Below are 12,024 nucleotides of genomic sequence, written 5' to 3' on the forward strand. Positions count from 1 at the left end.
CATGAACAAGGGCATCATCATCCGCGAGGCGCATTTTCCGGGGCGCGCGCCCATCGACGCCTATGGCAATGGCGGCTTTCGCTTCGCGGACATGTCGCATCGCGGATCGATCCTCTGCCTGCCGTCCGGCATCCATGGCTGGCAGCCAGCCGACCCGGCGACGCTTGGCAAGGATGATTTCCTGCGGGTGATCGAGGAGGCGGACGATGTCGACATCCTGCTTGTGGGCATGGGCTCCGATCTGCGCCCGCTTCCCAAGGATGTGCGCCAGCGCCTGCGTGACGCCGGCATCGCCGCCGACCCGATGTCGACCGGCGCGGCGGTGCGAACCTACAATGTCCTGCTCGCCGAGAATCGTCCCGTCGCGGCAGCGCTTCTCGCCGTAGACTGATGCAGGACGACCCGCAGGCGTGGTCCCGGGCCCTGCGCGCCGCCGACCAGGACCGCTTTCTCTCGACGCTCTATGCACCCGTCGGCCTGCGCGAGCCGCTTTCGGTCCTGTACCTCTTCAACGCGGAGATCGCGGCCATTCGCGATCGCATCCACGAGGCGTTGCCGGGCGAAATCCGCATCCAGTGGTGGCGCGACGCGTTGGCGGGAGGGGGCCAGGGCGCGGGCGGACATCCTCTCGCGACAGCCCTTGCCGGTATCATCGATGAATACGGACTGCCGCTGGACGCGTTCGACCGCTATCTGGAAGCGCGCATCTTCGACCTCTACGACGATCCGATGCCAACACGCGGCGACCTTGAGGGGTATTGCGGCGAGACCGCATCCGCGATCATCCAGCTTGCATCGCTGATCCTGGAACCTGAGGCCGCCCCGGCATTCTCGAGCGCTGCAGGGCATGCAGGCTGCGCACAGGCGATTACGGGGATACTGCGCCTGCTGCCGGTCCATCGGGCGAGGGGGCAGTGCTATATCCCCGCGGACATCCTCGCATCGGTCGGCGCGAGCCGGGATATCGTTCTGGACGGGAAAGACAAACCCGCCGAGCAGCGCGCCGTTGCGGCGATGGTGGCGCTGGCACGCGAGCATTTGCAGAAGTTCGAGAAGGCCGCAAAGGGCATGCCGTCGACGCTGCGGCCGGCATATCTCCCCGCAGCACTGAGCGGCATCTACCTGGACCGCATTGCAAAACCAGGGTTCGACGCGTTCTCGGCACGCGCCGACATGTCGGTCTTCCGCCGTCATGTGACTCTGCTGCGCCGCGCTGCCCGAGGCTGGGGCTGAGGCTGTCTTTGACGTAAGCGTAAATTCTGGTCTAGAGTCTTCTCGGAGCATGCTCCGGGAGGAATTCGGGTCCAGATGAGCCTTGTGACGCTCGTCCTCATCGTTGCGATCGGCATCGCGGCCGTGGTGCTGTCCGTGCACCTGACGGGCGGCAGCAAGCGTGCGCAACTCGACGGCGAGGAACATGCCCGCGCGCGCCTCGCCGAGGACTATCCGTCGATCGCAATCCGCACGGTTCACCTGACGGCCGACCGTACAGCCGCCGTCATGACGCTTGGCGATGGTCGAATGGGCATCGTCCAGGCGATCGGCGGCAAGTTCCTGACGCGGCTTCTCGCGCAGGGCGATCTCGTCGGAGTGCCCCGAGCAAGCGATCGCACCGTCGCGATCCGGCTCGCCGACTTCACCTGGCGATGGGGCGAATTCACGTTCGAGGATCGCGAGACGGCGTTGCGCGTCGAGGCGATGTTCGGTGCGCTGCGCAAGGCGCGCCGTTGGGAGGAGGTGGCATGAACGACTATCAGTTTCCGTCGGTGACGCAACTGGCGATACCGTTCTTCGTCGTTGCGATCCTTCTCGAGCTTTGGCTGGTTCGCACAGGACGCGCGAAAGGCGAGTTCGAGACGCGCGACACGCTGACGAGCCTCATGATGGGCACCGGAAATGTCGCGGCCGGCATTTTGCTGGGCGTGGTTTCCTATACGGCCCTGCTGTGGTTGTGGCAGTTCCACTTCTTCGATCTCGGTCTGTCGCTCTGGGTGTTCGCCACAGCCTTCCTGCTCGATGATCTCCGATATTACTGGTATCACCGGTTCGCGCACCGCATCCGCTGGGTTTGGGCCGAGCACGTCAATCACCATTCCAGCCAGCACTACAATCTCTCGACCGCGCTGCGGCAATCCTGGACCGGGCTCTTCACCGGCATGTTCGTGCTGCAGGCGCCGCTCGTCCTGCTGGGGTTCCATCCCGCGGTGATCGCCTTCGTGTTCGGCTTCAATCTCGTCTGGCAGTTCTGGATCCACACCGAGACGATCGGGAAGATGTGGAAGCCGATCGAACTCGTCTTCAACACGCCGTCGCATCACCGCGTCCACCACGCGACCAATCCGCGTTATCTCGACGCGAATTTTGCCGGCACGTTGATCATCTGGGACCGCATGTTCGGAACGTTCGTGGAGGAACTGGAGGAGGATAGACCGCGCTACGGCATCGTAAAGAACATCGGCACCTTCAACCCCGTGAAGGTCGCGTTTCACGAATATGTCGGCATCTTCAAGGACGCTTCAGCAAAGGGCCTCACGATGCGCCAGCGCCTCGGCTATCTCTTCATGCCGCCCGGTTGGAGCCACGACGGATCGCGCGAGACCTCGGACATGCTCAAGGCCGACTATGTACGCCGCAACCCCGGCGAGGCGGGCAAGCCGGGATTGCCGGTTGCGACCGTCATCGGACCTGCCGAGTAGCTATTCCGCAGCCACCGCAGCGTCCGTGGTCCCGAGCCAGGCGCGACAATCTGCAAGCGCGCGAGCCGACATTGCGCGCTTCTTTGCGACGGACTTTTCCTTGCCGCGGAAGCGGCCCTCGAAATCGTCGGGGCGAAGCTTCGTGCCTGGCTCAAGCGGCGGGAACAGGCCGAAATTGACGTTCATCGGCTGGAAGGACCGTTTGCCGGGCTCATCGTCGGAAACGATGTGGCCGCCGGTGATGTGATTGAGAAGCGCACCGAATGCGGTGGTGACCGGCGGCATGGTGATCGCATGCCCGAGACGCTCGGCAGCGGCGAAACGGCCGGCCAGCAGTCCGATCGCCGCGCTTTCCACGTAGCCTTCGCAACCGGTGATCTGCCCCGCGAAGCGCAGACCTGCGCGCGAGCGCAGTTGCAGCGAACCGTCCAGCAGGGTCGGCGAGTTGATGTAGGTGTTGCGGTGCAGCCCGCCGAGACGCGCGAAATCCGCGTTCTCGAGGCCCGGAATGGTCCGGAAGATGCGAACCTGTTCGGCATGCTTCAATTTGGTCTGGAAGCCGACCATGTTGTAGAGCGTGCCGAGCGCGTTATCCTGACGCAACTGGACGACGGCATATGCCTTGACCGACGGGTTGTGCGCGTTCGTCAGGCCCATCGGCTTCATGGGGCCGTGGCGCAGGGTTTCCGGCCCGCGTTCCGACATCACTTCGATCGGCAGGCAGCCGTCGAAATAGGGCGTGCCTTCCCACTGCTTGAATTCCGTCTTTCCGCCGTCGAGCAGCGCCTGGACGAATGCGTCGTACTGCTCCTTGTCCATCGGGCAGTTTATGTAGTCCTTGCCGGTCCCGCCCGGGCCGACCTTGTCGTAACGCGATTGGAACCAGCAGGTGTTCATGTCGATCGTGTCGAAATGAACGATGGGCGCGATGGCGTCGAAGAATGCGAGCGCATCCGCGCCGGTTTCTGCCCGGATCGCCTCGGCAAGAGAAGGCGCGGTGAGTGGACCCGTGGCGATGATCGCCTGGTCCCAATCCGCGGGCGGAAGGCCGGAGACTTCCTCGCGCGCGATGGTGATCAGCGGGTGGGCCTCGAGTTTTGCGGTGACCGCTTCCGCGAAACCGTCACGGTCGACGGCGAGCGCGCCGCCGGCCGGCACCTGATGGGCGTCGCCCGATGCCATGATGAGCGAGTTCGCCAGGCGCATCTCCGCGTGAAGGACGCCGACCGCGTTCGTCTCGGCATCGTCCGACCGGAATGAATTGGAACAGACGAGCTCGGCGAGGCTGTCGGTCTTGTGCGCGTCGGTGCCGCGTACAGGGCGCATCTCGTGCAAAATGACGGGCACGCCCGCCTGTGCGAGCTGCCATGAGGCTTCTGAGCCGGCGAGGCCTCCGCCGACGACGTGTACTGGCTTGATGGTCATGAAGGGGAATTAGTCCGCGCGCGCCGCGAATGCAATGGATCGGAGATCAACATCGTGAGTGTGCAGCGCACAAAAAAATAACACCCGCCGCGGGAGGAGGTGCGGCGGGTGTCATTATGTTGGCCTTCGACTGGGAGGAGGTAGTCTCCGGCCGTATTCGTCAGGGTCTGGGAGGAGGTAGACCCTGGCGAAATCTCTTGAATTCTTAGACCGACTTGCGGGCGACGAAGGGGATGTCGCCGCGGGCAATGCCGAGGTCGTTGAGTTCGCGGTTGGACAGGCGGCTCAGCTCGGTGACGGTTTCACGGTAGCGGCGCCAGTTGCGGTAGTTGCGGATCAGGTTCATTTCGTTACCTATAAGCGTTTCGTCGTGTTTCATTGTTCTTGCGATGAGTGGAAGATAGCCACGACCGAGACGCTTTTGAAGTGAGGATGTTGCATAGCACCAATGCGTTTTGTGCAATGCAACATTAATGGCTGTGAGGGTATGTGGCGCAAACGTGTCCGAGTCGGCTATGTAGCCGTAATCAGGGCACAATCCGGCGCTTGTCTGGCACGAACGCCGGACCTGTCCGGCCGCAGGAGGGTCTGCATGGCGGGCTATACGACCAAGGTGAAACGCGACATCGAGCGCTGGCTTGAAGCCGGCATGATCGATGCCGGCACAGCCGGAGCATTGTCGTCCGATATCGAGCGGAACGGGGCAGGGCGGATCAGCTTTGGTTCGGTTCTGTCGATGATGGCCGCGGCTCTGTTCGCCGCCGCCATCCTGATCTTCATCGCCGCCAACTGGGAGGATTTTCCGCGCCTCCTGCGCGTCGGCTTGCTCTTTGCCTTGATCGTTCTCGGCTATGTCGGCGGTGCGTTTCTGAAGATGCGCGGTCATGACGGCTATGCGGAGGCCGTGTGGGTCGTTGCCGCGGCGTCATTCGGCGCGTCGATCGCCCTGATCGGCCAGATGTACCATCTGTCGGGCGACGAGAAGCAGGCGATCCTGATCTGGTGCGCGGGCACGGCACTTGCCGCCGCCGCGTTGCGGTCGAGCGCCTTGACGGCCGGTGCGGTCCTGCTCGCGGTAACCTGGCTTCTGATGAATGCCTGGGAGCACTGGTCGATGCGCGACCTGCCGTTCTCCTACCTTCTGATGGCGCTCGCGCTTTACGCCCTGTCGTTCTGGACACACAGCGCGCCGGCAAGACATCTGGTGGTGCTCTCGATCTCGCTGTTCGTCCTCCTCCTTTATATAAGAGACGAGACGTTCAACGGGCCTTTGATGCTGATCGCGGCCTCCGTCGCACTTTTTGCCATCGGCCAGACGCTGCCGGCGCAATCCCGTCGCTGGTCGGGGCTTGGCTCCGGCCTTCCCGTACACGCGCTCATCGCGTTCCTGTTCGGCATAGGGATCATGCAGGTTGCGCTGATCGAGAAGCCCGAGTTCCTGATCGCCTCGATTGCCGCATTCGCCGGCATTGTGGCAGCCCTGCTTGTCGCGGGGCGCGAAAGCTCGATGCTGCGATGGCTGGCTTATGCCGCCTTCATCTTCCAGCTCTGCTTCGTCTATGTGGTGATGCTCGGCTCGATGATCGGGACGGCCGGCTTCTTCGTCGTCGGCGGGCTTGTGCTCTCGGTTCTCGCATGGATCATCACGCGTCTGGAGCGGCGGTTTTCGCAGGCAGGAGGCGTGTCATGATCAATCGTCGTTGGCTTCTCGTGGTGGCACTTGCCGTGGCGGTGGTGCAGATCGGCTTTCTCGTCTCGATGATCGCGGGCAGGGCAGCAATCCTGCGGGGCGGACAGGAGGTTCTGCTCGAAGTCCGGCCGATCGACCCGCGTGACCTGCTTCGCGGCGACTATGTGATCCTCGGCTACAACATCTCGTCCATCCCGGCAGAACTCTTCGCCGAGAAGCCTGCGGGAGACGAGGGGGCGGACGAGAGCGTCATTTTCGTGCGGCTCAAGGCCGACGATGAAGGCGTCTGGCAACCGATCGCGGCGCGATATGGCGAGAAGCCGCAGCCTGAAGCCACCGAGGGCGAAATCGACATCAAGGGCAGCGCCAGCGCCACCTGGTTCGAAGGCACCACCTCGGTCGATGTCCGATATGGCATCGAACGCTTCTATGTTCCCGAGGGCGAGGGAAAGGCGATCGAAAACGATCTGCGCGAGCGGCCGTTTCGGATGCGCGTGGCCGTTGCAGAGGACGGCAGCGCACAGATCAAGGCGTTCATGGACGGCGATACGATGCTTTACGCGGAGCCGCTCTATTAGGCGTCAAGCTTCCGGATGCGGTGATCTGGGCGTCGGCGGACGTGCATTCGATGCTGCTCGTCACGCGCAATACGAAGGATTTCCCGTCAGAAGCGCCGGGCATCCGCGTGCCCTATGCGCTGTGATGATGGTTCACAAGAACATCCGGACCGCGCTACGCTAAGCCGGCTGTGCCCGAAAGACCTAGACAGTGCGGCCAAGGCTCTGCTAGAGGCCGCGTGAGTTGCGGATGTGGCGGAATTGGTAGACGCACTTGGTTTAGGTCCAAGCGCCGAGAGGCGTGGGGGTTCGAGTCCCTCCATCCGCACCAGGTGACGCGTGCCAAGGCTCTGCCATGTGTGCTAGAGACGGCGCACGAACGAACAGGTGAGTGAAATCGATGCAGGGTGGGATTTAGGTTCCCGTGACGAAAGTCGTGAAGGTCCAGGTCCTTTTACCGGCAGCAGAGCCACTCCCGGCAAGAATTTCCGGCAGGCTGGACGGCGAGACGCTGGACCGGCGGCATTGATGAGACAAGGGTTTTGAGATGCAGGTAACCGAAACGCTGAACACCGGCCTGAAGCGCCAGATCAAGGTGACCGTTCCCGCCAAGGACATGGAAGCCCGCCTCATGGAGCGGCTCACTTCGGCCAAGGACAAGGTCAAGATCAACGGCTTCCGTCCCGGCAAAGTGCCGATGCAGCACATGCGCAAGATGTACGGCAAGTCGTTCATGGCCGAAGTCGTGAACGAGATCCTGTCGGATTCAAGCAAGTCGGTTCTCGCCGATCGTGGCGAGAAGGCTGCGATGCAGCCTGAAGTCACCATGACCGAGGACGAGAAGGAAGCCGAGAAGATCCTGGCCGGCAATGCCGACTTCGAATTCTCGCTCGATTACGAAGTCCTGCCTCCGATCGAGGAGAAGGACCTGTCGTCTATCAAGATCACCCGTCAGGTCTATGACGTGCCGGCAGAAGAGATCGACGAGCAGGCCATGCGCGTCGCCGACTCCGCACGCACCTACGAGCCCAAGAAGGGCAAGGCCGCCGACGGCGACCGCGTCACGATGGACTATCTCGGCAAGATCGACGGCGTCGCCTTCGAGGGCGGTGCTGCCGAAGACGCCGATCTCGTCATCGGTTCCAACCAGTTCATCCCGGGCTTCGAAGAGAAGCTCGTCGGCGTGAAGGAAGGCGACGAGACGACGATCACCGTCACGTTCCCCGAGCAATATCCAGCCGCGCACCTCGCCGGCAAGGAAGCAGCGTTCGACATCAAGGTGAAGGCCGTTGCCAAGCCGGGCGAACTGGAGCTGAACGACGAAGTCGCCAAGCAGCTCGGTCTCGAAAGCGCGGAGAAGCTGCGCGAGATCGTTCGTGGCCAGATCGAGAGCCAGTACGGTTCCGTGACGCGCCAGAAGGCGAAGCGCCAGTTGCTCGACGCGCTCGACGAGACCTACAAGTTCGAAGCGCCGTCCAAGCTCGTCGAAGCCGAGTTCAACAACATCTGGTCGCAGGTCAACGCCGACCTGGCCCAGGCCGGCCGCTCCTTCGAAGACGAAGAGACGACGGAAACCGAAGCGCGCGCCGAGTACCAGCGCCTCGCCGAGCGCCGCGTGCGCCTTGGCCTCGTTCTGGCCGATATCGGCGAGAAGGCCGGCGTGCAGGTCACCGACGACGAGTTGCAGCGTTCGCTCTTCGAGCAGATCCGCCGCGTGCCGCAGAGCCAGCAGCAGCAGGTCTACGACTTCTACCGCCAGAACCCGTCGGCGCTCGCCAATATCCGTGCGCCGCTCTTCGAGGAGAAGGTGGTCGATCATCTGCTCGGCGTGATCACGGTGGACGACCAGAAGGTCACCAAGGAAGTGCTGCTCGCCGAAGACGAGGACGAGGGCGCGGTCACAGAGAAGAAGCCAGCCAAGAAGGCTGCTAAGGCAAAGACCGAAGCCAAGGCCGACGACGCGGCAGCCGAGGAAGGCGAGAGCAAGAAGAAGGCCGCGCCGAAGAAGAAGGCAGCCGCCAAGGACAAGGGCGACGAATAGTCCCCAGTCAGTGCATCAATTCGAAAAGGCCGTCCTCCGGGGCGGCCTTTTTGCATTCGGCGGACGGATGCGCGGTTCGGTGAACGGTTCGGCCACGTTCACGGCAATCTTTCCGCTTTACGTGCGAGCCTCGCGGCGCGATGAGTCGAGCGGCAAACCAAGGAGGCTCGCATGAAAATCCTGCTCATCGGTGCAAGTGGAATGGTCGGCTCGCGGATTCTGGCGGAAGCGGTCTCGCGCGGCCATCAGGTGAAAGCGGCGGCTCGCAATCCCGCCAAGGTCGCGAAAGCTCCGGGCGTCGAGGCGATTGCGCTCGACGCCAACAATTCAGATGCAATCGCCACTGCGGCATCCGACGCCGACGTCATCGTCAGTGCCACGAGCCCGCGTTCCGGCGGCGATCCCGTCGCGGAAGCCTTAGGCGTGGGCAAAGCGCTCGTCGCGGCAGCCGGTAAGACCGGAGCGCGTGTGTTCGTCGTCGGCGGTGCGGGAAGCCTGTCGCTGCCTGACGGCACGCCTCTGGCCGAAACCCTCCCGGACGCCTATCGCGGTGAGGCGCTCGGCATGCGCGGGGTTCGCGATCTGCTCAAGGCGAGCGCGCTGGACTGGACGTTCCTGTCGCCGGCAGCCGTGATCGCGCCTGGCAAACGGACCGGCGTCTACCGCCTCGGCTCGACGACGCTGATGAGCGATGACAAGGGCGAGAGCCGTATCAGCGCCGAGGACTATGCCAAGGCCGTCATCGACGAACTGGAATCGCCAAGCCATAGCCGACAGCATTTCAGCGTCGCGTACTGACCGGCGCGCCGCGCTTTCAGATCAACTGCATGCCCTTGAGGCTCGCGTGACCGTTGCGCCCCACGATGATGTGGTCGTGGACGGTCACGCCCAGCGGTCGGCCGGTATCGATGATCGTCTTGGTCATCTCGATGTCCGCGCGTGACGGGTTGGGGTCCCCGGACGGGTGGTTGTGCACGAGAATGATCGCGCTTGCCGACAGTTCGAGTGCGCGTCGCATGACCTCGCGCGGATAGACCGGCGTGTGATCCACGGTGCCTGACTGCTGCACCTCGTCGGCGATGAGCACGTTCTTCTTGTCGAGGAACAGCACGCGAAAGTGCTCGCGCGGCTCGAACGCCATCGCTGCGCGGCAATATTCGATCACCTGCGTCCACGAGCCGAGCACCGCGCGCTTGGCGATCGCGCCCTTGGCCATGCGGCTCGCCGCTGCGGCGATCGCCTTGATGTCGCCGGCTGCCGCTTCCCCGATGCCGTCGACCTCGCTCAGGAGCCGTTCCGGCGCGCCCAGCACTTCCGCAAACGAGCCGAAGCGGCTGATCAGCGCCTTGGCGGGGCCTTTCGTGTCGGCACGCGGTATCGAGCGGAAGAGAAGCAGTTCCAGAAGCTCGTAATCGGACAGGGATGCCGCGCCGCCCTCGCGAAAACGCGCGCGCAGCCTGTCGCGGTGTCCGTGATAATGCGGTTTTTCTTTTGGCGGAGCCTTGGCTTTTGCCGGCGCTGCTACCGTGCGTTCAGGCACACGATGCTGATGCGCCATCGGGAATTCGGAAAAGAACCCGCGCTCGTCGTTGTCTGTGTCCGACATCGATCCCCCATCACCAGCCGCAGGCTCATGATAGGGAAGATCGTTCAGGCGGCAAGTCCCGGCCGGTCGAGGCCGCCGGGCGAGAGCGTGAAAATCTCGCAACCGTCGGCGGTGACGCCGACGGTGTGCTCGTATTGCGCGGAGAGCGACCGGTCGCGCGTCACGGCAGTCCAGCCATCGGACAGAACCTTCACATGCGGGCGGCCAAGATTGATCATGGGTTCGATGGTGAAGATCATGCCTTCGCGCATCTCGACGCCTTCGTTCGGGCTGCCGTAGTGCAGGATGTTCGGCGCGTCATGGAACAGCTTGCCCACGCCATGTCCGCAGAAGTCGCGCACGACGGAGCAGCGTTCCGCCTCGGCGAAGGACTGGATTGCCGCGCCGATCGCGCCGGTGCGAAGGCCGGGCTTCACCGCCGCGATGCCTCGCATCAGGCATTCATGCGTCACTTCGAGCAGCCGCTCGGCGGCGCGCTTGATCTGGCCGACCGGATACATGCGGCTGGAATCACCATGCCATCCGTCGAGAATGTAGGTGACGTCGATGTTGACGATGTCACCGTCACGCAACGGCTTCGCGTCCGGAATGCCGTGGCAGACGACGTGATTGATCGAGGTGCACGAGGACTTGGTGTAGCCGCGATAGTTGAGCGTTGCGGGCATCGCGCCGTGGTCCATGCCGAATTCGAACACGAACCGGTCGATCTTGTCCGTGGCAATGCCGGGCTCGACCATCGGGACGAGTTCATCCAGGCAGCGCGCGGTCAATGCGCACGCCTTGCGCATGCCCTCGAACGCGTCCGCGCCGTAGAGCCTGATCTGACCTGTGTTGCGAAGCGGAGCCGTGTCCGCATCAAGATAGGTGACCATGATAGTCGCCGCTCCAGTCTGTCGAAATATGGCACCCATGTCGCATCGAAGCGGCCAACCTTCAAGCCCCGTTGCTGCGCCTCCAGCCATTTGCGAGCGCGGTCGCCTTGCGCCCGACCGCCGCGCGGGCCCGGTCGAGCGCTGGGCGATCGTGGAACAGCAGCGTGGAGAGCGCCGTCTCCGCTTCGACCCGCAACTCGACCGCAGCCTGATACTCGGTATCGCTCGCCGATGCCGGCGGCGTCTCGAACAGGAACCGGGCGTTGGCGCATCGCTCGATCCAGATGGCGATTTCCGGCCCGAACGGCGCAGCGAATTGCAGGGACATGCCGGGCAGGGGAAGCCCGTCGAGCGTCGTCGTCCATGTTTCGCCCGCCTTTACAGGAAAGGCGCGCGTGACCGTTCCCGTGGTCACGAGATCGCCCGGCAGGATGCCGCGCGTCATCGGCGCGCGTTCCATACCCAGGACGAAGTGCCGAAGCGCGGAGAGAGGGCCTCCAAGGACGTTTTCGGACGCGCCCGTGTCGACCGCTTCGCCGTCCCTCGACAGCGTGATGCGGAAATCGGCGAGCCGCCTGACCCAGACGCTCCTGCCTTCATAGGCGATGGAATGCATCGGGCCGTGGACGAGAGCGCCGTGGAGAGCGAAGGCCGCGACCGTGTCGGCGGCCTTGAAGCGCCAGCCGGGGAACAGCGACTGCACGATCTCGAAGCCATGACCGACTGCGTCGATGCAGCCGATCAGGTCGGAATCGTCCATGTCGCCGCGCGGCGTTCGTGCGAGGCGAAAGACGATCTCAGGCTCGATACGCGGCTCGACGAAGTTGTCGGCATCGAGCTGGATCGGGGCGTCTACGGATGTCCATTCATGGATGGTCGCATCATACATCGGCCCCCAGATCGGAGCGTGGACATCGTATTCGTCCCATATGGTGCGGTTGGTGAAGCCGATCTTCCACCCGGCAGGCCTTTCGCCGCGTGCGATGCGCGCCGCAAGGACCGCGTCGGACGCGGCATAGGCTTCGGCGAGACCAAATGTCGGCCGCGCATCCACGATCGGCGCGATCTGTCGCCGATCGTCCAGCGCTTCAAGAATGAAGTGTGCGATCTCGCTCATGCGTGCAGTCCCCTCGAGAG

Annotated in this window: 13 protein-coding genes, 1 tRNA gene and 1 pseudogene; 10 read left to right on the plus strand and 5 right to left on the minus strand. The window is 63.5% G+C overall.

Features of this window, described 5'->3' with window-relative positions; all coding sequences use genetic code 11:
* Position 1 precedes the first annotated feature (1 nt).
* The 4 genes from AAFN55_RS10040 (at position 2) to AAFN55_RS10055 (ending at position 2,696) form a co-directional block, all read left to right on the plus strand.
* On the plus strand, positions 2 to 391 hold the full coding sequence (locus tag AAFN55_RS10040; RefSeq protein WP_347798704.1) for an Mth938-like domain-containing protein: 390 nt from the start codon (positions 2 to 4) through the stop codon (positions 389 to 391).
* The gene (locus AAFN55_RS10045; RefSeq protein WP_347798705.1) at positions 391 to 1,233 is read left to right on the plus strand and encodes a phytoene/squalene synthase family protein; all 843 of its coding nucleotides are present in this window, start codon (positions 391 to 393) and stop codon (positions 1,231 to 1,233) included. The genes AAFN55_RS10040 and AAFN55_RS10045 overlap by 1 nt, the downstream gene beginning before the upstream one ends.
* 75 nt (positions 1,234 to 1,308) lie before the next feature.
* Entirely contained in the window at positions 1,309 to 1,746 is a 438-nt protein-coding gene (locus AAFN55_RS10050) for a hypothetical protein (RefSeq protein WP_347798706.1), read from the plus strand.
* A complete protein-coding gene (locus AAFN55_RS10055; RefSeq protein ID WP_347798707.1) occupies positions 1,743 to 2,696 on the plus strand; it encodes a sterol desaturase family protein in 954 nt (317 codons plus the stop codon). Before AAFN55_RS10050 ends, AAFN55_RS10055 begins: the two co-directional genes overlap by 4 nt.
* Here the strand turns inward: AAFN55_RS10055 and trmFO are convergent, their stop codons facing one another.
* Both trmFO and AAFN55_RS10065 read right to left on the minus strand, forming a co-directional pair.
* Complete coding sequence (gene trmFO / locus AAFN55_RS10060; RefSeq protein WP_347798708.1) at positions 2,697 to 4,121, minus strand: methylenetetrahydrofolate--tRNA-(uracil(54)-C(5))-methyltransferase (FADH(2)-oxidizing) TrmFO; 1,425 nt, start codon at positions 4,119 to 4,121, stop codon at positions 2,697 to 2,699.
* A 205-nt stretch (positions 4,122 to 4,326) separates the two neighbouring features.
* Complete coding sequence (locus AAFN55_RS10065) at positions 4,327 to 4,467, minus strand: DUF1127 domain-containing protein (RefSeq protein WP_347800233.1); 141 nt, start codon at positions 4,465 to 4,467, stop codon at positions 4,327 to 4,329.
* 246 nt (positions 4,468 to 4,713) lie between these two features.
* Between AAFN55_RS10065 and AAFN55_RS10070 the strand changes: the two genes are divergently transcribed.
* From AAFN55_RS10070 to AAFN55_RS10095, 6 genes and pseudogenes are all read left to right on the plus strand, one after another.
* Positions 4,714 to 5,811: a DUF2157 domain-containing protein gene (locus tag AAFN55_RS10070; RefSeq protein ID WP_347798709.1), complete on the plus strand. Its 1,098-nt coding sequence runs from the start codon at positions 4,714 to 4,716 to the stop codon at positions 5,809 to 5,811.
* Positions 5,808 to 6,389 (plus strand): GDYXXLXY domain-containing protein, encoded by a 582-nt coding sequence (locus tag AAFN55_RS10075; RefSeq protein WP_347798710.1) that lies wholly within the window; start codon positions 5,808 to 5,810, stop codon positions 6,387 to 6,389. The genes AAFN55_RS10070 and AAFN55_RS10075 overlap by 4 nt, the downstream gene beginning before the upstream one ends.
* Before the next feature lie 2 nt (positions 6,390 to 6,391).
* Positions 6,392 to 6,514: pseudogene (locus AAFN55_RS10080) on the plus strand (VapC toxin family PIN domain ribonuclease); the annotation flags it as partial.
* Positions 6,515 to 6,614: 100 nt separating this feature from the next.
* A tRNA-Leu gene (locus tag AAFN55_RS10085) sits at positions 6,615 to 6,699 on the plus strand.
* Between the two features lie 216 nt (positions 6,700 to 6,915).
* Positions 6,916 to 8,409, plus strand: coding sequence for a trigger factor (gene tig, locus AAFN55_RS10090; RefSeq protein ID WP_347798711.1), 1,494 nt, complete (start codon positions 6,916 to 6,918; stop codon positions 8,407 to 8,409).
* 171 nt (positions 8,410 to 8,580) lie between these two features.
* Positions 8,581 to 9,207 (plus strand): NAD(P)H-binding protein, encoded by a 627-nt coding sequence (locus tag AAFN55_RS10095; protein ID WP_347798712.1) that lies wholly within the window; start codon positions 8,581 to 8,583, stop codon positions 9,205 to 9,207.
* Positions 9,208 to 9,223: 16 nt separating this feature from the next.
* On the opposite strand, the gene radC is transcribed toward AAFN55_RS10095, so the two are convergent.
* The 3 genes from radC to AAFN55_RS10110 form a co-directional block, all read right to left on the minus strand.
* On the minus strand, positions 9,224 to 10,015 hold the full coding sequence (radC, locus tag AAFN55_RS10100; protein ID WP_347798713.1) for a DNA repair protein RadC: 792 nt from the start codon (positions 10,013 to 10,015) through the stop codon (positions 9,224 to 9,226).
* Between the two features lie 44 nt (positions 10,016 to 10,059).
* A complete protein-coding gene (gene map / locus AAFN55_RS10105; RefSeq protein WP_347798714.1) occupies positions 10,060 to 10,887 on the minus strand; it encodes a type I methionyl aminopeptidase in 828 nt (275 codons plus the stop codon).
* 61 nt (positions 10,888 to 10,948) lie between these two features.
* Positions 10,949 to 12,004 carry a hydratase gene (locus tag AAFN55_RS10110; protein ID WP_347798715.1) on the minus strand — a complete coding sequence of 352 codons (1,056 nt, stop codon included), beginning with the start codon at positions 12,002 to 12,004 and terminating at the stop codon, positions 10,949 to 10,951.
* Between the last annotated feature and the right edge of the window lie 20 nt (positions 12,005 to 12,024).

Source organism: Mesorhizobium sp. CAU 1732, from assembly GCF_039888675.1.
In the GTDB taxonomy this organism is placed as follows: Bacteria; Pseudomonadota; Alphaproteobacteria; order Rhizobiales; family Rhizobiaceae; genus Aerobium.